Origin of the sequence: Pseudomonas sp. RA_35y_Pfl2_P32, from assembly GCF_963970735.1 — a bacterium.
Classification (GTDB): Bacteria; Pseudomonadota; Gammaproteobacteria; order Pseudomonadales; family Pseudomonadaceae; genus Aquipseudomonas.
In genome coordinates this window covers 17,728-36,287 of sequence record NZ_CAXAQF010000030.1, presented here as the reverse complement: position 1 = coordinate 36,287, position 18,560 = coordinate 17,728, and the positions used below count along the sequence as shown (strand labels likewise).

Annotated in this window: 15 protein-coding genes and 1 pseudogene; 9 read left to right on the top strand and 7 right to left on the bottom strand. The window is 60.6% G+C overall.

Translation table 11 applies throughout. From position 1 onward, the window contains the following. Position 1 precedes the first annotated feature (1 nt). Together AACY45_RS29365 and AACY45_RS29360 are read right to left on the bottom strand one after the other, a co-directional pair. Positions 2-766 (bottom strand): methyl-accepting chemotaxis protein, encoded by a 765-nt coding sequence (locus AACY45_RS29365; RefSeq protein WP_445261220.1) that lies wholly within the window; start codon positions 764-766, stop codon positions 2-4. A gap of 93 nt (positions 767-859) precedes the next feature. Continuing rightward, positions 860-1,891, bottom strand: a pseudogene (locus AACY45_RS29360) (HAMP domain-containing protein); the annotation flags it as partial. 191 nt (positions 1,892-2,082) lie between these two features. On the opposite strand from AACY45_RS29360, the gene AACY45_RS24640 reads away from it, so the two are divergent. Beyond that, positions 2,083-3,570, top strand: coding sequence for a helicase HerA-like domain-containing protein (locus AACY45_RS24640; protein WP_339547908.1), 1,488 nt, complete (start codon positions 2,083-2,085; stop codon positions 3,568-3,570). Between the two features lie 41 nt (positions 3,571-3,611). On the opposite strand, the gene AACY45_RS24635 is transcribed toward AACY45_RS24640, so the two are convergent. Beyond that, the gene (locus AACY45_RS24635) at positions 3,612-4,067 is read right to left on the bottom strand and encodes a DUF721 domain-containing protein (protein WP_095165711.1); all 456 of its coding nucleotides are present in this window, start codon (positions 4,065-4,067) and stop codon (positions 3,612-3,614) included. A gap of 307 nt (positions 4,068-4,374) precedes the next feature. Here AACY45_RS24635 and secA point away from each other — a divergent pair, with 307 nt between their 5' ends. From secA to AACY45_RS24615, 4 genes are all read left to right on the top strand, one after another. Next, positions 4,375-7,110 (top strand): preprotein translocase subunit SecA, encoded by a 2,736-nt coding sequence (secA, locus tag AACY45_RS24630; protein ID WP_339547906.1) that lies wholly within the window; start codon positions 4,375-4,377, stop codon positions 7,108-7,110. 138 nt (positions 7,111-7,248) lie between these two features. After that, positions 7,249-8,466, top strand: coding sequence for a bifunctional glutamate N-acetyltransferase/amino-acid acetyltransferase ArgJ (gene argJ / locus AACY45_RS24625; protein WP_339547904.1), 1,218 nt, complete (start codon positions 7,249-7,251; stop codon positions 8,464-8,466). Positions 8,467-8,566: 100 nt separating this feature from the next. Further along, positions 8,567-9,199: a glutathione S-transferase family protein gene (locus AACY45_RS24620; RefSeq protein ID WP_339547902.1), complete on the top strand. Its 633-nt coding sequence runs from the start codon at positions 8,567-8,569 to the stop codon at positions 9,197-9,199. Further along, entirely contained in the window at positions 9,196-10,140 is a 945-nt protein-coding gene (locus tag AACY45_RS24615) for a Nudix family hydrolase (protein ID WP_339547900.1), read from the top strand. Before AACY45_RS24620 ends, AACY45_RS24615 begins: the two co-directional genes overlap by 4 nt. 75 nt (positions 10,141-10,215) lie before the next feature. On the opposite strand, the gene AACY45_RS24610 is transcribed toward AACY45_RS24615, so the two are convergent. From AACY45_RS24610 to AACY45_RS24600, 3 genes are read right to left on the bottom strand one after another with little or no spacing between them, the layout of a single operon-like run. Further along, positions 10,216-10,797: a cob(I)yrinic acid a,c-diamide adenosyltransferase gene (locus AACY45_RS24610; protein WP_339547898.1), complete on the bottom strand. Its 582-nt coding sequence runs from the start codon at positions 10,795-10,797 to the stop codon at positions 10,216-10,218. Between the two features lie 2 nt (positions 10,798-10,799). Next, positions 10,800-12,836 carry an ATP-binding protein gene (locus tag AACY45_RS24605; protein WP_339547896.1) on the bottom strand — a complete coding sequence of 679 codons (2,037 nt, stop codon included), beginning with the start codon at positions 12,834-12,836 and terminating at the stop codon, positions 10,800-10,802. Positions 12,837-12,881: 45 nt separating this feature from the next. After that, on the bottom strand, positions 12,882-13,799 hold the full coding sequence (locus AACY45_RS24600) for a putative 2-dehydropantoate 2-reductase (RefSeq protein ID WP_339547894.1): 918 nt from the start codon (positions 13,797-13,799) through the stop codon (positions 12,882-12,884). Between the two features lie 144 nt (positions 13,800-13,943). Here AACY45_RS24600 and AACY45_RS24595 point away from each other — a divergent pair, with 144 nt between their 5' ends. Both AACY45_RS24595 and AACY45_RS24590 read left to right on the top strand, forming a co-directional pair. Next, complete coding sequence (locus AACY45_RS24595) at positions 13,944-14,429, top strand: YajQ family cyclic di-GMP-binding protein (RefSeq protein WP_166591756.1); 486 nt, start codon at positions 13,944-13,946, stop codon at positions 14,427-14,429. A 136-nt stretch (positions 14,430-14,565) separates the two neighbouring features. Next, positions 14,566-15,402, top strand: a complete 837-nt coding sequence (locus AACY45_RS24590; RefSeq protein WP_339547892.1) for a mechanosensitive ion channel family protein — start codon at positions 14,566-14,568, stop codon at positions 15,400-15,402. A gap of 247 nt (positions 15,403-15,649) precedes the next feature. Here AACY45_RS24590 and AACY45_RS24585 read toward each other — a convergent pair whose 3' ends face one another. Then, a complete protein-coding gene (locus AACY45_RS24585; protein ID WP_339547890.1) occupies positions 15,650-16,948 on the bottom strand; it encodes an OprD family porin in 1,299 nt (432 codons plus the stop codon). 913 nt (positions 16,949-17,861) lie between these two features. Here AACY45_RS24585 and AACY45_RS24580 point away from each other — a divergent pair. Both AACY45_RS24580 and AACY45_RS24575 read left to right on the top strand, forming a co-directional pair. After that, a complete protein-coding gene (locus AACY45_RS24580; protein WP_339547888.1) occupies positions 17,862-18,287 on the top strand; it encodes an HIT family protein in 426 nt (141 codons plus the stop codon). A 3-nt stretch (positions 18,288-18,290) separates the two neighbouring features. Then, a complete protein-coding gene (locus AACY45_RS24575; RefSeq protein WP_339547886.1) occupies positions 18,291-18,497 on the top strand; it encodes a SlyX family protein in 207 nt (68 codons plus the stop codon). The last annotated feature ends 63 nt before the right edge of the window (positions 18,498-18,560 follow it).

The window sequence follows — 18,560 nt, the reverse complement described above, 5'->3', positions numbered from 1 at the left end:
TTTAAATGCGGAAGCTGCCCACCAATTGCTTGAGGCGCGCCGCCTGTTGTTCCAGGTCGGAGCAGGCCCGCAAGGTCGATTGCAGGTTTTCCACGCCTTCCTGATTGAGGGTGTTGATCTCGGTGATGTCGACGTTGATCGACTCCACCACGGCAGTCTGCTCCTCGGTAGCCGTGGCCACCGACTGGTTCATGCCGTCAATCTCGCCAATGCGCAGGGTCACGCTGTTGAGGCGTTCACCGGCCAGGTTGGCGATCTCCACGCTGTCCTGGCTATGGCGCTGGCTGTCGCCCATGGTGCTGACCGACTCACGGGCGCCGACTTGCAGCTCCTCGATCATGGTTTGCACCTGTTGCGCCGACTCCTGGGTGCGGTGCGCCAGGTTGCGCACTTCATCGGCCACCACCGCAAAACCGCGTCCGGCCTCACCGGCTCGCGCGGCCTCGATGGCTGCGTTGAGCGCCAGCAGGTTGGTTTGCTGGGAGATGCTGGTGATCACTTCGAGAATCTGCCCGATGTTCACGGTCTTGCTGTTGAGCGACTCGATGTTGCTGCTGGAGGCGCTGAGCATGCTCGACAGTTGATTCATCGCGGCGATGCTGCGATCGACCACGTGCTGGCCATCTTCGGCCAGGCTGCGGGCATCACTGGCCTGGTGCGACGCTTGTGCGGCATTGCGGGCGATTTCCTGGGTGGCGGCCCCCAACTGGTTGATGGCGGCCGCCACGCTGTTGGTGCGGCTCGATTGTTCGTCACTGTTGAGCATCGACGAGTTCGAGGCGCTGACCACCCGCAAGGCGACTTCGTTGACCTGTTCGGTGGCCGACGAGACCTCGCGGATCGAGCCGTGGATGCGCTCGACGAAGCGGTTGAAGGCAACGCCCAGGGTGCCGAATTCATCGTGGTTCTGGATAGTCAGGCGGCGGGTCAGGTCGCCTTCACCGTCGGCAATGTCCTGCATGGCACGGGTCATGACGTGCAGCGGCTGGATCAACAAGCGGATCAGCATGCCGAGCAGGGCGATAATCACTGTCACGGCAATCACCGTGGCGATGATCGCCGAGGTCCGGAACTCGCTCAGCATCGCGAAGGCCGTGTCCTTGTCCACGGACAGACCGATGTACCAGTTGACCGAGGGCAGGCCCTTGATCGGGCTGAAGGTGAAAATGCGCGGCTTGCCGTCCACCTCGACCTCGCTGAAATCGCCACCGATGCGCGGGGTGTTGTGCGGATACGCCTCGCTGAGCGACTTCATCACCAGGGATTTGTCCGGGTGCACCAGGATCTTGCCGTCGGCGTTGACCAGGAAGGCATAGCCCATGCCGTCGAAATCCACGGCCTTGAGGTTGTCGATCAGGGTCTGCAGGCTCAGGTCGCCGCCTACCACCCCGACATTGCTGCCGGCTTTTTTCGAGGCGCTGGCAATGGAAATGATGGTCTGGCCGGTGGCCGCATCGACATAGGGTTCGGTCAGTGTGGCGCTGGCGCTGCTCTGTGCGCCGGTGTACCAGGGCCGCCCGCGCGGGTCAAAGCCGTCGGGCATTTTCACCTCCGGGCGGATGGTGAAGCTGCCACTGGCATTACCCAGGTAGGAGGCCATGAAAGTTGAAGTCAGGGCTTTTTGTTCCAGCAACTCGGCGACGTGGGCATCATCGGCATTGATGGCGATGTTCTGCGCCAGGTTATCGATCAAAAGGATGCGCCCTGACAGCCAGGACTGGATGTTGCTCGCGGTGACATCCCCCATTTCATTGAGGTAGCCGTCGAGGTCCTGGCGAATCGCATTGCGCTGCAAATAATCGTTGTACAGCGTAAAGGTAGCGAACGCGGCAATGACGATAAGGGCGGCGGCAAGCAGGATTTTGTGGCTGAAGCGCAGATTGTTGTTCATGGCTTGTGGTGTCCGCTAATGTCTTATTGTGTGGGGCGTGTTGCGACAAAAAAGCGCGCACGATAGGCGCTGTGGCACATAAGCTGATATTTCCGTAGTTCCTTAGGGAATTATCCGACCTGATATTCAGTCTGGTCTCTCGCTTATCTCTATCGGCTGTGTAGGGCCAAAGCTTAATCATGGGTGACAAAATGCCTGATTCATTAAAACTCGTTATTGGTGCCGACCTTCAAGGCCAGCCGATTGCCCAGGCCATGCGCCTGACCAACCGCCACGGATTGGTGGCGGGCGCCACCGGGACCGGGAAGACCGTCACCCTGCAACGCCTGGCCGAAGCGTTCAGTGATGCCGGGGTCGCGGTGTTTGCCGCCGATATCAAAGGCGACCTGTGCGGGCTGGGGGCGGCGGGCAATCCCCAGGGCAAGGTGGCCGAGCGGATTGCCGGCATGCCATGGCTCAACTACCAACCCGCGGCCTATCCGGTGACGTTGTGGGATATCCACGGGCAGTCCGGTCATCCGTTGCGCACAACCTTGAGTGAAATGGGCCCGTTGTTGCTCGGCAGCCTGCTGGAACTGACCGACAGTCAGCAGTCGGCGCTGTATGCCGCCTTCAAGGTGGCCGATCGCGAGGGGTTGTTGCTGCTGGACCTCAAGGACCTCAAGGCCCTGCTCAATCACCTCAAGGACAATCCCGAACTGCTTGGCGATGACGCCGCCCTGATGACCACCGGCTCCAGCCAGGCACTGTTGCGGCGCCTGGCCACCCTGGAACAGCAGGGCGCCGAGGCGTTGTTCGGCGAGCCGGCGCTGCAACTGCAGGACATCCTCGCGCCGGCCAGCGATGGTCGCGGGCGCATCCACCTGCTCGATGCCAGCCGCCTGGTGCACGAGGCGCCGAAGGTCTACGCGACCTTCCTGCTGTGGTTGCTGGCCGAACTGTTCGAGCAACTGCCGGAGCGTGGCGACGCCGAGAAACCGCTGCTGGCGTTGTTTTTCGATGAGGCTCACTTGCTCTTCGCCGGTACACCCAAGGCCCTGCAGGAGCGCCTGGAGCAGGTAGTGCGGTTGATCCGCTCCAAGGGCGTGGGGGTGTATTTCGTCACCCAGTCGCCGGGCGATCTGCCCGATGACGTGCTGGCCCAACTGGGCTTGCGCATCCAGCACGGGCTGCGGGCATTTACCGCCAAGGAGCAGAAATCCCTGAAAGCGGTGGCGGACGGCTTCCGGCCCAACCCGGCGTTCAGTGCGCTGCAGGTGCTGACGGACCTGGGGATTGGCGAGGCACTGGTGGGAACCTTGCAGGAGAAAGGCACGCCGGAGATGGTCCAGCGGGTGCTGGTGGCACCGCCGCAATCGCGTATCGGGCCATTGAACGAGGCTGAACGTGCCGCGCTGATTGCCCATTCACCGTTGGTCGGGCGCTACGACAAGCCGATCGACCGCGAGTCCGCCTATGAAGTGCTGGTGGGGCGCAAGGGCTTGGCCCCGGAGGCCGAGGCGGTGCCGGACAAGCCCGCGGCAGAGGGACCGAGCTTCACCGAGCAGGCCGGCGAGTTTCTCGGCACCGCCGCCGGGCAAGCGCTCAAATCAGCGATGCGCCAGGCCGCCAATCAGTTGGGCCGGCAGTTGGTTCGCGGGTTGATGGGGTCGTTGCTGGGGGGCAGCAAGCGCCGCTGAGGTTCGGCGCGAGCTTGCTTCCACCCTCATCAATGAATCGCTCAGGCCTTGGGCTTGGCGTGTGCTGCCAGGCGCTCCAGGGCCGCCCGCAGATTGGGATCGGTGATCCCGTCGGCCGTGGCCTGGATGGTGGCCGCCGCGTCGCTGGACAGGTCCATGGTGTGGCCCGCCGCTCCTTGCTGCACGGTGGGCGGTTGAACCTTGAACAGAATCCGCGTCAGGCTGGCGAACTCGTCGAAGGCCTGCAATTGACGTTGCAGGCGTTTTTGCTGGTAGCGCAAGCGGGTGGCCCAGTGTCCGTCGGTGACGATCAACAGCAGGCTGCCTTCGCGCCAGGAAGCCACGTGGCAATGTTCCCGGGCGGCCGGCTGTAACTGGCTTTCGAGCAAGCGCTGCAAATGACCCAGGCGTTGTGCGTGGCCGAATATGGCTTTTAACGGTTTGGCTTCTCGTAGCAGAACGGCGGGTGCTCTGGCCGTAAGAGGGCGAAATGCCATGATCAGACACCTTAGGTAACAGAGCCGCCATGGTAGCAGAAAGTGCTGGACACACCCGACCCATTGCTTTGTCACCGCTTTGCTCATTAAATCAATGAGTAACTTCTGCTGCAAATGGCTTGAAGTTCAGTAAAAAGCCCTTATTTTAAGTGAGCCCCGTCACAGCGCTGTGCCAGCATCGTGGAATAACGCCACTTTCCTCACCACCGTTTCCGGGTAGAATGCTCGTTCGCATGCGGCCATGAGGGCTGCTCGGGCGACTCACGGGGCCGCCCTCCATCCCTTTAGTGTGGAAGATCCTGCCGATATGTTTGCGCCTTTGTTAAAGAAACTTTTTGGAAGCAAGAACGAGCGTGAAGTCAAACGCATGCTCAAGACGGTGCAACTCGTCAATGCCTTCGAAGAGCAAATGGTGGCCCTTTCGGACGATCAATTGCGTGCCAAGACAGACGAGTTCAAGGCTCGCTTCGCCAAAGGGGAGTCCCTCGACAAACTGCTGCCTGAGGCCTTTGCGGTAGCCCGCGAAGCCGGCAAGCGCGTCATGGGCATGCGCCACTTCGACGTCCAGTTGATCGGCGGCATGACTTTGCACGAAGGCATGATTGCCGAAATGCGTACCGGTGAAGGCAAGACCCTGGTGGCGACACTGGGCGTTTACCTCAACGCACTGTCCGGCAAAGGCGTGCACGTGGTCACGGTGAACGACTACCTGGCCCGCCGCGATGCCAACTGGATGCGTCCGCTCTATGAATTCCTCGGCCTGACGGTCGGCGTGGTCACGCCGTTCCAGCCGCCGGAAGAGAAGCGCGCGGCCTACGCCTGCGACATCACCTACGGCACCAACAACGAATTCGGTTTCGACTACCTGCGCGACAACATGGCGTTCAGCATGGAAGAAAAATTCCAGCGCGAACTCAATTTTGCCGTGATCGACGAAGTCGACTCGATCCTCATCGACGAAGCCCGTACCCCACTGATCATTTCCGGTCAGGCCGAAGACAGCTCCAAGCTCTACATCGAGATCAACAAACTGATCCCGCAACTGGAGCTGCACGTCGAGGAAGTGGAAGGGGTCGTCACCAAGGCCGGTCACTACAGCGTCGACGAGAAGACCCGCCAGGTCGAGCTCAACGAAGCCGGTCACCAGTACATTGAAGAAGTGCTGACCCGCATCGGTCTGCTGGCGGAAGGCGAGAGCCTGTACTCGGCGCACAACCTGGGCCTGTTGACCCACGTGTATGCCGGCCTGCGCGCGCACAAGCTGTTCCACCGCAACATCGAATACATCGTGCAGGATGGCCAGGTCGTCCTGGTCGACGAACACACCGGTCGCACCATGCCGGGCCGTCGTTTGTCCGAAGGCCTGCACCAGGCCATCGAGGCCAAGGAAAACCTGAACATCCAGGCCGAGAGCCAGACCCTGGCATCGACCACCTTCCAGAACTACTTCCGTCTGTACAACAAACTGTCCGGCATGACCGGTACAGCCGACACCGAAGCGTTCGAATTCCACCAGATCTATGGCCTGCAGGTCATGGTCATCCCGCCGAACAAACCGCTGGCGCGTAAAGACTACAACGACCTGGTGTTCCTCACCGCGGACGAGAAGTACGCCGCCATCGTCACCGACATCAAGGAAAGCATGGCCGCGGGGCGCCCGGTACTGGTGGGCACCGCGACCATCGAAACCTCCGAGCACATGTCGCGCCTGCTCGACAAGGAAGGCATCGAACACAAGGTTCTGAACGCCAAGTTCCACGAAAAGGAAGCCGAGATCATTGCTCAGGCCGGTCGCCCTGGCGCGCTGACCATCGCCACCAACATGGCCGGTCGTGGTACCGACATCCTGTTGGGCGGCAACTGGGAAGTGGAAGTGGCTTCCCTGGAGAACCCGACGCCGGAACAGATCGCCCAGATCAAGGCCGACTGGCAGAAGCGTCACCAGCAAGTGCTCGAGTCGGGCGGCTTGCAGGTGATTGCCTCGGAGCGTCATGAATCGCGTCGTATCGACAACCAGTTGCGTGGTCGTGCCGGTCGTCAGGGTGATGCCGGTTCCAGCCGCTTCTACCTGTCGCTGGAAGACAGCCTGATGCGTATTTTTGCCTCTGACCGGGTGAAAAACTTCATGAAGGCCCTGGGCATGCAGCCTGGCGAAGCGATCGAGCACCGCATGGTGACCAACGCCATCGAAAAGGCCCAGCGCAAGGTCGAGGGTCGTAACTTCGACATCCGCAAGCAATTGCTGGAGTTCGATGACGTCAACAACGAACAGCGTAAAGTGATCTATCACATGCGTAACACGTTGCTGGCCGCCGACAACATTGGCGAAACCATCGCCGACTTCCGCCAGGACGTACTCAACGCCACCGTTTCGGCGCACATTCCTCCGCAATCGCTGCCTGAGCAGTGGGACGTTGCCGGTCTGGAAGCGGAGCTGGAAAGCGGTTTCGGGGTGAAGTTGCCGATCCAGCAATGGCTCGACGAAGACGATCACCTGTACGAAGAGACCCTGCGCGAGAAGCTGATGCAAGCGCTGATCGCCGCGTACAACGAAAAAGAAGACCAGGCGGGCGCCGATGCCCTGCGCACCTTCGAGAAGCAAATCGTGTTGCGCGTGCTGGACGACCTGTGGAAAGACCACCTGTCGACCATGGACCACCTGCGTCACGGTATCCACCTGCGTGGCTACGCCCAGAAGAACCCGAAGCAGGAATACAAGCGCGAGTCGTTCACGCTGTTCTCCGAGTTGCTGGATTCGATCAAGCGCGACTCGATCCGGGTCCTGTCCCACGTTCAGGTACGTCGCGAAGATCCGATCGAAGAAGAGCAACGCCTGCGCCAGGAAGCCGAGGCGCTGGCCGCCCGCATGCAGTTCCTGCACGACGATGCGCCAGGCCTGGAGCAACCGGAGCTGTTGGGTGAAGAGGTCGATGTGGCCCTCGCCACCGCGCCGGTGCGCAACGAGCAGAAGCTGGGCCGCAACGAGCTGTGCTACTGCGGTTCGGGCAAGAAGTTCAAGCATTGCCACGGGCAGATCCAGTAAAACCCGTCGTCAACGCTGAAATACCCACGCCGCGACCGGCATCAGCCGTCGCGGCGTTTTACCATTCGAAGCACCGACGCCGCGCGCCAAAAAACGCGGCGCCCCGGGTGCAGACATTATCTAGTGAGGAGCGCATTCATGGCTGTTGGTCTTGGTCCTTTGCCCACGTTGCACCCGGTTGCCGGTTTTGAACTCGGTATCGCCTCGGCTGGCATCAAGCGCCCTGGGCGCAAGGATGTCGTGGTCATGCGTTGTGCCGAAGGCTCGACCGTCGCCGGGGTGTTCACCTTGAACGCCTTCTGCGCCGCGCCGGTGATTCTGGCCAAGCAACGGGTCCAGGGTGCGGTGCGTTACCTGTTGACCAACACCGGCAATGCCAATGCCGGTACCGGTGAACCCGGCCTGGCCGCTGCCGAGCGCACCTGCGCCAAGCTGGCCCAACTGACTGGCGTCGATGCCAGCCAGGTGCTGCCGTACTCCACCGGGGTGATTGGCGAACCGCTGCCGGTGGAGAAGATCGAAGGCGCGCTGCAGGCCGCCCTCGATGACCTCTCGGAAAATAACTGGGAAGCCGCGGCCACCGGGATCATGACTACTGACACCCTGCCCAAGGGCGCCAGCCGGCAGTTCCAGCACGACGGCGTGACTATCACCGTGACCGGCATCAGCAAAGGCGCCGGGATGATTCGTCCGAACATGGCGACCATGCTGGGCTACATTGCCACCGACGCCAAAGTCTCCCGCGAAGTGCTGCAGAACCTGATGCTGGACGGCGCCAACAAGTCGTTCAACCGCATCACCATCGATGGCGATACCTCGACCAACGACTGCTGCATGCTGATCGCCACCGGCCAGGCGGCTCTGCCGGAAATCACCGAGGCCAGCGGCCCGTTGTTCGCGGCGCTCAAGCAGGCGGTGTTCGAGGTGTGCATGGACGTGGCGCAGGCCATCGTGCGTGACGGCGAAGGGGCGACCAAGTTCGTCACCGTCGAAGTCAACGGCGGTGGCAATCACCAGGAATGCCTGGACGTCGGCTACACCGTGGCGCACTCGCCGCTGATCAAGACCGCGCTGTTCGCCTCCGACCCGAACTGGGGGCGGATCCTGGCCGCTGTCGGCCGTGCCGGCGTACCGAACCTGGACGTGAGCAAGATCGACGTGTTCCTTGGCGAGGTGTGCATTGCCAGTCGTGGCGCACGTGCAGCCAGCTACACCGAAGCCCAGGGCTCGGCGGTGATGCAGCGTGAAGAAATCACCATTAGTATCGAACTGGGCCGGGGTGACTGCAGCGAAACCATCTGGACCACCGACCTGTCCCACGAGTACGTGAAGATCAACGCCGAATACCGCACCTAATGCACGCCGGGCAGGCTGCGCTCCTCCTGTAGGCGCAAGGCTTGCCCACCATGGAGGCCGCAGGCCTCCTGCTTGTCCCCTCAGCCAAAGGTCCCCGAACATGAGCTACCACCTGATCATCGGCGACAAACTGCACTCCTCCTGGTCCCTGCGCGGTGCCCTGGCACTGAATCTCGCGGGTGCGAGCTACACCGAAGAACTGATCAAACTCAACCAGCCCGATACCCGCGAGCGGCTGCTCAAGCATTCGCCGACGGCCAAGGTGCCACTGCTCAAGACCGAGCACGGCACCATTGCCGACTCACTGGCGATTGCCGAGTACCTGGTCGAGCGCTTCCCTGAAGCCGGCCTCTGGCCCAAGGATATCGCCGCCCGCGCCCAGGCGCGTTCAGCGTGCGCACAGATGCACAGCGGCTTTTTTGCCATGCGTGGCAGCATGCCGTTTGACCTGAGCCGTGACGCGCCGCTGACGCCGATGCCGGCCGAGGTGCAGGCAGAGATCCAGCGGATGCTGGCGCTGTGGGCCGAGTGTCGCGCCGCCGCCACCGAAGCCGGGCCGTTCCTGTTCGGCACGGTCAGCCTGGCCGATGCGTTTTTTGCCCCGATTGCCGTGCGCCTGCGTACCTATCAGGTGCAATTGCCGGCGGTCGACGCGGCCTATGTCGAGACGATTTACCAATGGCCAGCCTTCAAGGCCTGGCAGCAAGCCGGCCTGGAGGAAGTAGCGCGGTGAAACGAGTCCATGTAGCCGCAGCGGTGATCCGTGATGCCAGCGGCAAGATCCTGATCGCGCGTCGCGCCGATAGCCAGCACCAGGGCGGCCTGTGGGAGTTTCCCGGGGGCAAGGTCGAGGAGGGTGAAGCGGTACAGGCCGCGCTCGCCCGCGAACTGCAGGAGGAGCTGGGCATCGAGGTCATGGCTGCGCGGCCGTTGATCAAGGTCCAGCATGACTATCCGGACAAGCAGGTGTTGCTGGACGTCTGGGAAGTGTCGGCCTTCAACGGCGAACCCCACGGTGCCGAAGGCCAGCCATTGGCCTGGGTGACTGCACGGGAGCTGGGCGACTACGAGTTTCCCGCGGCCAACCAGCCGATTGTCGCCGCAGCGCGCTTGCCCGCGGATTACCTGATTACTCCAGAGGACCTGGAAACCCCGGTGCTGTTGCGCGGGATCCAGAAAGCCATCGCCGGCGGCATCAAGTTGATCCAACTGCGGGCACCCAACGGTTATGACCCCAAGTACCGCGATCTGGCGGTGGATGCGGTGGGCTTGTGTGCCGGCAAGGCACAATTGATGCTCAAGGGGCCGTTCGAGTGGTTGGGAGATTTCCCCTCGGCCGGCTGGCACGTCACGGCGGCGCAGTTGCGCAAGTACGCCAGCGCCGGGCGTCCGCTACCGGCTTCGCGCTGGTTGGCGGCGTCCTGTCACAATGCCGAGGAATTGAGCCTGGCCGAGCAGATGGGCGTGGACTTCGTCACTCTGTCGCCGGTGCAGCCGACCCAGACTCATCCTGACGCCGTGCCATTGGGTTGGGAGCAGGCGTCGCAGTTGATCGCCGGTTTCAGCAAACCGGTGTTCCTGCTGGGCGGGGTCGGTCCTGAAGAACGGCAGAAGGCCTGGACCGCAGGGGCCCAGGGTGTCGCGGGGATTCGGGCGTTCTGGCCTGGGGCCTGATGGGTTGTTGCATTTTCCGGCCCCATCGCGAGCAGGCTCGCGATGGGGCCTTGAATGGGCGACTCATCTGCGGGGCTAAGCCTCAGGTTTAGCCGCCGCCTGCCACAGAATCTCGTTTATCCCCTGGCGCTTGGCAATCAGGCGTGCCGCCACGAACATCAGATCCGACAAACGATTGATGTAGGCCAGGCCCACCCCGGCCAAAGGCTCGATGGCGTTCAACTGCTGGCAACGGCGTTCGGCACTGCGGGCCAGGCTGCGGCAGACGTGGGCCTGGGCAATCAGCGCCGAACCGCCCGGCAAAATGAAATTCTCCAGTGGCCCCAGCTCCTCGTTCCAGGTATCGATCGCGTTTTCCAAACGTTCGACTTCCGCCCCATTCAGCGCCTGGTACACCGGCATCGCCAGTTCGCCGCCAAGGTCGAACAGGCGATGCTGGCATGGCTCCAGCACTTCGCTGATTTGCCTCAGGCCTGGACAATGCGGGCTCTGCTCAGCCAGTGCCGCCAGCAGCAGGCCGAGCTGGCTGTTGAGGGTATCGACTTCGCCGATTGCTTCGACCCGTGGATGGTCCTTGGGCACGCGGCGACCGTCGCCCAGCCCGGTTTCACCGGCGTCGCCGGTGCGGGTGTAAATCTTCGACAGGCGAAAGCCCATGCTTAGCGCTCCAGTTGTTTGAGTTCGTGAGAGGCAAGGGGGGAGCCGGCCAGGGGCAGGCGCAAGGTAAAGCAGGTGCCTTGGCCCAGGGTCGACTGCACTTCCATCTGGCCCTTGTGGTTGTTGGTGATGATGAAGTACGACACCGAAAGCCCCAGGCCGGTGCCCTGGCCGATTTCCTTGGTGGTGAAGAAAGGCTCGAAGGTGCGTTTGCGCACGTTCTCGCTCATGCCGATACCGTTGTCCTCGACCTGGATTTCGGCCCAGGGCGGGTTCAGGCGGGTACGTAGGATGATCCTCCCGGGTTCGCTGTCGTCTTCGCGCAGGTGAATCGCCTGGGCTGCGTTTTTCAGCAGGTTGAGCAGCACTTGTTCCAGCTCGTTGGCGGTGCCGGGCACCGGGCCCAGTTGCGGGTCGAACTGGCGAATGATGGCCTGGCCCTTGAAGTCGAAGCCGATGGCCAAATCGAAGTCGTTACCGGCAATCTCCACGGCCTGGTCGATCAGGGCCGGCAGGTCGCAAGGGGCCATCTGCCGGTTACTGCGGCGGCTGAAACTGAGCATGTGGGTGACGATCTTCGCGGCGCGGACGCCGGCCTGCTGGATGCCATCCAGCAGTTGCGGGACTTCTCGGCTGCGCAGGTACTGATTGACGTTGTCCAGTTCGACACCGACCTGTTCGGCCGTCTCGACGTTTCTTGGCAGATCGCTCGACAGGCGCCGACGGATGTTCTGCACGTTGTGCAGGATGGCGCCCAGGGGATTGTTGATTTCGTGGGCCATGCCCGCTGCCAGGCCGCCGACCGAGAGCATTTTCTCTGACTGCACCATCATTTCTTCCAGGGACAGGCGCTGGGTGATGTCGTCGATACGGATCACCACGCCACGCCCGGCGCCACCCATCAACGGATAAAACGTCAGGGCGTAGTGCCTGGCTTCATCGTCCTTGACCCAGGTGACTCGCTCGATCTTGACCACACTGTGCTGCTCGACGGTTTCCTTGAGCTGCGGCAGGAACGGCTTGAGCGGTTCAAAGGCGAGGAAGATCGGCTGGTTCAGCGCTTCGTCCAGGCGGGTCCCGGAAAGCGCGCTGGCCTCCTGGTTCCACTGAGTCACATAGAGCTGCTCATCGAGGGCGATCAGCGCCGAGGGCATGGAGTCGATGATGCTGTTGAGGTAGTTCTGGAACCCGGTGAGTTTCTTCTCGATCTTGCTGCGTACCTGGACTTCCAGTTCCAGCTTGCGGTTGGTGTGCCGGGTTTCCTCGGCCAGGCCCTGGGCCTGGTCGTAGGCGGCCTGGGAGTCGTCCCGGGCGCGCTTGAGTTGCTGCTCGCGGGCTTCGATACGCGAGAGCATGGTGTTGAAGGCCTCGGCGAGGCTGCCGATTTCGTCGAGGTTGCCCCGGGAGGCACGCAGGGCATAGTTCTCCTCGCGGGTGACCTGGCGGGACAGCTCTTCGAGTTGGTGAATCGGCTGGGTAATCAGGCGTTTGATTTGCTGGGCGATCAGCAGCCACAGCAGCACGCTGAAAATCAGGATACCCAGGCTGGCGGTGAGCGTGCCGGTGTAGAACGCCACCGGCAATTCGCTACTGGCCACCAGCAGCAAATGACCGGGGTCCTGGCCCGGACGCAACAGGGTGATGACTTGATTGCTGCGAAACTCGGTGGCCTGCCAGCCTTCAATGTGGCGATAGCGCTTGGGCAGCTCAAGGGGGTCGCCGCGCTGCACCTGGGCCAGCAGTCGACCCTGGGCGTCGTACAGCGCGGCGGCGCGCAAGGGGGTATAGCTGTTGAGTTCGTTGAGCAGTTTTTCCCCGTCCGCGGGCGAGTTCAGGGCCTGGCTGGCAATCGACGGATTGGCGACCAGCCGGCCGATGGTCTGCAAGGCCTGTGGCGCCATGCTTTCCTGGGAGATCCAATAGGCGGCGCTGATAAAGATCAGGTTGGCCACCAGCAGAACGGTGATCAGCAGCACCAACAGGGCAGCCAGTAGTTTCTGGCCGACCGGTAGGTTTTCAAGGCGCTGGCGCAAAGGCATTGGGGTCGTCGCTAAAGAAGAACAGGAGGCCAGCGTAGCCGCTGCTCAGTCGCTGGGCAATCCGCGTGTACGCAGGTGCTTGATCAGACGCTGCTGCAACTGGTTGAGGTGCGGCAACACCAGTTGGTGGCGCGCGGCAACCTCACAGGCGTGGCCCAGCAGGTAGCTGATTTCGGTGCGACGCTGGTTGGCCACATCCTGGTACATGGACGAGTAGTTGGCGGCGGTGGCCAGGATCACCCGTTCGACTTCCTGCTGCAGGTCTTGCGCCGCCGCGGGCTGGCCACAGCGTTCGAGCAACTGGGCGAGTTCGCTGCACAGGGTGGCGACTTCGCACTGGTGCTGTTGCAGGCCGCCATTGCGGCAGTCGTGGAGCACCGTCAGCGGATTGATTGCACAGTTGAGCGCCAGTTTGCGCCACAGCCGGGTCAGGATGTCCACGCTCCAGGCGTGGGGGATGCCGGCGGCATCGAGGTCGTCGAGCCAGATTGGTGCCACTGGATGGCTGCTGTCGCCCAGCCAGGTGTAGCCGTGGCCGGCGAACACCACCCGCCAGTCGCCATCACGAAATGCGCCTTCGGTGCTGGAGGCAGAAATGCAGCGCGCCTGGGGCACCCGTGTGGCGACGGCGTTCTGGCTGCCGAGGCCGTTCTGCAGCAGGATCAACTCGGCAGCTGGAGTCAGGCGATGGGCCAGTTGCGCGACGGCGGCTTCGGCGTCATAGGCTTTGCAGGCCACCAGCAGGCGCTCGATCGGCGCGTCGTTGGCGAGGGTTTCGGCCGGCACCGGATAACGCTGGGCCTGGCCCTGTTCTACCAGGGTCAGGCCGCCGGCTGCCTGATAGGCCTGTAAGCGTGCCGCATCGCGCAGGATCAACCGTACGGGCAGGCCAGCGCGCGCCAGGCGAGTGGTCCACAGGGTGCCGAGGCTGCCCGCGCCGAGGATATGCCAGGTGGTGGACATCAGTTTTGTGCTCTGATTGGCAGGTGCATGTGCGGCTCGCAGATTCGAATGGGAAAGACCCGTTATAATCAGCGCGGATTTTAACCGCAAGCCAGGCGTGCACCTGCGTTATTGTGCGCGCCCTTTTTTAATTGGAGAGATTACATGCCGTCGTTCGACGTGGTATCCGAACTGGACAAACACGAAGTCACCAACGCGGTCGAAAACGCCGTCAAGGAACTCGACCGTCGTTATGACCTGAAAGGCAAAGGCAGCTTCGAGTTCAAGGAAAAGGACCTGACCGTCAACCTGACCGCCGAGGCCGACTTCCAGCTTGAGGCGATGATCGAGATCCTCAAGCTGGCGCTGGTCAAGCGCAAGATCGACGTACAGTGCCTTGAGGTCAAGGATGCCTTCGCCTCGGGCAAGCTGGTGAAGCAGGAAGCCGTCCTCAAGGAAGGCATCGACAAAGAGCTGGCGAAGAAGATCGTGGCTCACGTCAAGGACGCCAAACTCAAGGTCCAGGCCGCCATCCAGGGCGAGCAAGTGCGTATTACCGGCAAAAAACGCGATGACCTGCAAGACGCGATCGCCGCATTGCGCGCCAAGGAATTCGGCATGCCGCTGCAGTTCAACAACTTCCGCGACTGATCAGTCATCGGGGAACCTCTCGGCGCAATTGACGTCCGAGGCCCAAGCAACAGCAGAAATGATTGAGCCCTGAACGGTTCGATCTTTCTGCTGCTTGGTTTTTAAGTGCCGGGTAGCCGGGAATCAGGAGAGAAAGATGGATTTGAACGCTGAAGTGGACAACCTGGTCAAGGCTTCCCAGGCCTGGATCCCGATGATCATGGAATATGGCAGCCGGGTGCTGCTGGCGGTCCTCACCCTGGCCGTTGGCTGGTGGTTGATCAACAAGTTGACCCACAAGGTCGGCAAATTGCTGGCGTTGCGCAATGCCGACCTGGCCTTGCAGGGGTTTATCAGTAACCTGGCGAACATCGTCCTCAAGGTGCTGCTGGTGGTCAGTGTTGCGTCGATGATCGGCGTCGAGACCACCTCCTTTGTCGCCGCCATCGGTGCCGCAGGCCTGGCCATTGGCCTGGCGTTGCAAGGTAGCCTGGCGAACTTCGCCGGTGGGGTGCTGATTCTACTGTTCCGTCCGTTCCGGATCGGCGACTTCATTGAAGCCCAGGGCACAGCGGGTACTGTCGACAGCATCCAGATTTTCCATACGATCATCCGCACTGGCGACAACAAGACGGTCATCGTGCCTAACGGCGTGCTGTCCAACGGCATCATCACCAACACCAACCGTCAGTTGACCCGCAAAGTCGTGTTCGACGTGGGCGTGGACTACGAAGCGGACCTGCAGAAGGCCCGTGCCGTGCTGCTGGAGCTGGCCAAGGACGCGCGCGTACTGGCCGACCCTGAGCCGGTGGCCGTGGTTTCGGTCCTGGGTGACAGCGCGATCACGCTATCGCTGCGGGTTTGGGTGAAGACAGCGGACTACTGGGATGTGATGTTCCACTTTAATGAACACTCCCGTGATCGCCTGAAAGAGGCGGGTATTGATATTCCGTTTCCACAGCGTGTGATTCGTGTGGTTCAGGAAACTGCGTAAAGTAAAAGCTCTACAGCTTGGCTTGCTGGCCAGGCAGTGAGTTAGAACCCAAGGGGCGATAAACCCCTTGGGTTTTTTTATATCGGTAGTTCACATATAGAGTGCTTGCTTACTATTAGCTTGCTACTCAATTGTTTCTGGCGAATAGGTGTGCTTGTCATCAAGTTGCAATAAAAAAGCCCCTCACCTTTTCGGGTGAGGGGCTTTTATTTGAGCCAGGCTCAAGACGTTAGGCAATAACCACTGATTACAAAATGTTCAGAGGGTATTCAGCGATGATACGCACGTCGTTGTTGTCGGCGGTGTATTCAGCGTTGTAAGCGTTGTTTGCACGGTAGATTGCACTACGCAGGCGCAGGGACAGATCCTTGGCCGGACCTTCCTGGAACACATACTTCGTTTCGAAGTTGAATTCGTGTTCCTTGCCTTCCGAACCGCTAGCGGTATCGATGTTGTTACCGTAGACATAACGGGACATGAAGCTCAGGCCAGGTACGCCGTAGGTGGCCATGTTCAGGTCATAACGAGCCTGGTACGACTTCTCGTCCTTACCGATGAAGTCGGAGATCTGGATGGAGTTGGCTACGTAGATCGTGCCGTTACCATCAACGCCGTACAGGTAGTTGGTGTCACCGGAAGACTGCTGGTAGCCCAGGGTGAATTTGTGCGCGCCCAGGCTGTAGGCAGCTGCCAAGCTCCACAGTTTGTTGTCCAGTGGGCCGTACAGCGCTGCGCCCTGGTCTTTGGTCTTGTAGGCGTTCAGGTCGAAGTTCAGCGACTGATCGTCATTGATCGGCAGGGTGTAGTTGGCGTTGATGTATTGCTTCTTGAAGTAGTCATCTACGTCGGAAGCAGCAAAGCCGGCTACGAAGTTATCGGTGAACTGGTAGGTAGCACCGCCGATGTTGGCGCTGGTCAGGCCAGGAGTGTGCGCACCGTTGATGCTGTCCTTGCCCATGCCAGTCTGCGAGCTCAGCGCAGTCAAGCGACCCAGGTTGACTTCCAGGCCCTTGATTTCTTTGCTGGTGATGATGGTGCCTTCAGCAACTTCTGGCAGCAGGCGGCTGTCGTCAGTCGAGAAAACCGGGCTGGCAACGAATTGACGGCCGTATTTCAGAGTGGTGTCGGACAGACGGAATTTGACTGCCGCGCCGCCTTTCGATTGGGTGTCTTCCGGGTTGCCATCGCTGTCGCGGGCAAACAGACCGTTGCCAGCGCGACCTGCGCCGCCATCCAGCTTGGCAGTACCGCCAACAAAGGCGTCAACACCTACGCCGACGGTGCCTTGAGTGAAGCCGGACTCGTAGGTGATCAGTTCGCTGATACCGGTGTCCTGGCGATAGCCGCTCTTGAAGCCGCCACCTGGCTTGGCAATGTTGCCAGCGCCGTTACGGAAGTCACGGTTCATGTACTCGATACGAGTCTTGGCTTTCAGACTTTGGTCTTCAATAAAGCCTTTGGCTTCGTCCTGGGAGGACGCGATTGCGAACTGCGAGGTGCCTGCTGAAACAGCCAGTGCGATCATGCTCCACTTCATCACGCGCATCGTGATTTGCTCCTTTGGTTTTTTTGAAGAGTTCTGCCGTCCCACCTGTTTTTTTATCTGGGCGGCTCTTTCTTTTTGTGTCGGCGCAAACTTATATCACGCCGACAATGTTGGCGATACTTGCGCTTTCATCCTTTCAGCTTCTTTACGGCCCTGTCGCAAAATGCGCGTTGGAGGTCGTATTTTTGCAAAATCTGTGCATTCGGACTGACAACTTCAGCGCTGTTTTACAAGGCGTGCGTGTCAGAAAAAAGTGTCCTTGGCTTGCACTTGAATCTCCGTGGGCTACCTTGCCGCTATTCTTATAGGTCTAAAAGGTTCCACTTCCAGCGGACGCCTTATAGACGATGTGGGAATGAATGCAACAAGCGTGCACAAATCCGATTTTTGCCTGTGGTTTTTTCTCAAGCGCCCGTTTGACCTCACAAAACCGAATAAACACGGGGCTTTCGAGACCGATTTGTTTGCGCTTGACTCCGTAGCGCTTCTGGTGTTGCACCATGACTGTGCATAGGTGAACACACAAGATGTTACCGGTTCACCCTTTAGGGTGTGTAAACGGCGGATGCTCGGAGAAATCAGCTTAGACGGGGATCGGTTTTTTGCCGGATTATTTCTCAACTTTTACATGGAGTTCACACTTTTTGCAGGTCTGGCACGGGGCCTGGGGATGCTCCCTGTTGTGGGTACCAGGGCGGTGGTTCCGTCATGGTGCGCGCCGATGGCCAATGTCCCGTGCTGGGGCGTTTGCCGGGTCGAGAAAGGCAGGGTGTCTGGGTTTGTAGCGCGCGGGGCTGATTTTTCGCCGTGAACCGCGTCGGGTTCGCGGGTATGCTGCTCATGTATGGCCGGCGCAGTCGCCTTGTAAGGCTGGCGCCAGGCTTCAATCATCGACTATGCAGGAGTGCCCGCGGTGTTTGCTTTAGATTCACGACTTGAACAAGACACCCTGACCATTGGGGATTTCCCGCTCAGCCGCTTGCTGTTGTCCAATGATTCGAATTATCCCTGGTTCATTCTGGTGCCGCGTCGTGCGGATATCAGTGAGTTGTTTCAGTTAGAGGCGGCCGATCAACAGCAGTTGTGGCGGGAAACAACACTGTTGGCCGAAACACTCAAGGATTCGTTCGACGCCGACAAGTTGAATGTGGCGACCCTGGGTAATGTGGTCAGCCAGTTGCACATGCATGTCATCGTGCGCAAACGTGAGGATGCCGCCTGGCCGGCACCGGTCTGGGGCAAACATCCGGCACGTCATTACACCGCCGAACAAGTGGCGGCGATTCGTGAGCGCCTGCGTCTGGTGTTGAGCGATGGTTTCACGTTCCTGGAGGGTTGAGTCATGAGCCTGGAAGAGCGTGTTATGGATCTGGAAAGTCGCCTGGCGTTTCAGGATGACGCCATCGAGGCGATGAACGATGTGTTGGTGACCCAGCAGCGGGTTGTCGAGCGTCTGCAGTTGCAGATGACGGCGCTGCTCAAGCGTCAGGAAGAAATGGCCGGCCAGTTCGAAACCTTCGAAGAGGAAGCGCCGCCGCCGCACTATTAAGTAAGCGTCAGTGGCGCATGCCCATTGGCAGGCGAAAAAAACCGCGAGCAGCCTGGCTGCATC

Bases quoted from the DNA above. Each gene is read 5' to 3' on its own strand.
- AACY45_RS24640 (WP_339547908.1), top strand. From the start codon at position 2,083: ATGCCTGATTCATTAAAACTCGTTATTGGTGCCGACCTTCAAGGCCAG.
- secA (WP_339547906.1), top strand. From the start codon at position 4,375: ATGTTTGCGCCTTTGTTAAAGAAACTTTTTGGAAGCAAGAACGAGCGT.
- AACY45_RS24575 (WP_339547886.1), top strand. From the start codon at position 18,291: ATGAGCCTGGAAGAGCGTGTTATGGATCTGGAAAGTCGCCTGGCGTTT.
- AACY45_RS24595 (WP_166591756.1), top strand. From the start codon at position 13,944: ATGCCGTCGTTCGACGTGGTATCCGAACTGGACAAACACGAAGTCACC.
- argJ (WP_339547904.1), top strand. From the start codon at position 7,249: ATGGCTGTTGGTCTTGGTCCTTTGCCCACGTTGCACCCGGTTGCCGGT.
- AACY45_RS24605 (WP_339547896.1), bottom strand. From the start codon at position 12,836: ATGCCTTTGCGCCAGCGCCTTGAAAACCTACCGGTCGGCCAGAAACTA.
- AACY45_RS29365 (WP_445261220.1), bottom strand. From the start codon at position 766: ATGCTCAACAGTGACGAACAATCGAGCCGCACCAACAGCGTGGCGGCC.
- AACY45_RS24635 (WP_095165711.1), bottom strand. From the start codon at position 4,067: ATGGCATTTCGCCCTCTTACGGCCAGAGCACCCGCCGTTCTGCTACGA.
- AACY45_RS24610 (WP_339547898.1), bottom strand. From the start codon at position 10,797: ATGGGCTTTCGCCTGTCGAAGATTTACACCCGCACCGGCGACGCCGGT.
- AACY45_RS24620 (WP_339547902.1), top strand. From the start codon at position 8,567: ATGAGCTACCACCTGATCATCGGCGACAAACTGCACTCCTCCTGGTCC.
- AACY45_RS24590 (WP_339547892.1), top strand. From the start codon at position 14,566: ATGGATTTGAACGCTGAAGTGGACAACCTGGTCAAGGCTTCCCAGGCC.
- AACY45_RS24600 (WP_339547894.1), bottom strand. From the start codon at position 13,799: ATGTCCACCACCTGGCATATCCTCGGCGCGGGCAGCCTCGGCACCCTG.
- AACY45_RS24585 (WP_339547890.1), bottom strand. From the start codon at position 16,948: ATGCGCGTGATGAAGTGGAGCATGATCGCACTGGCTGTTTCAGCAGGC.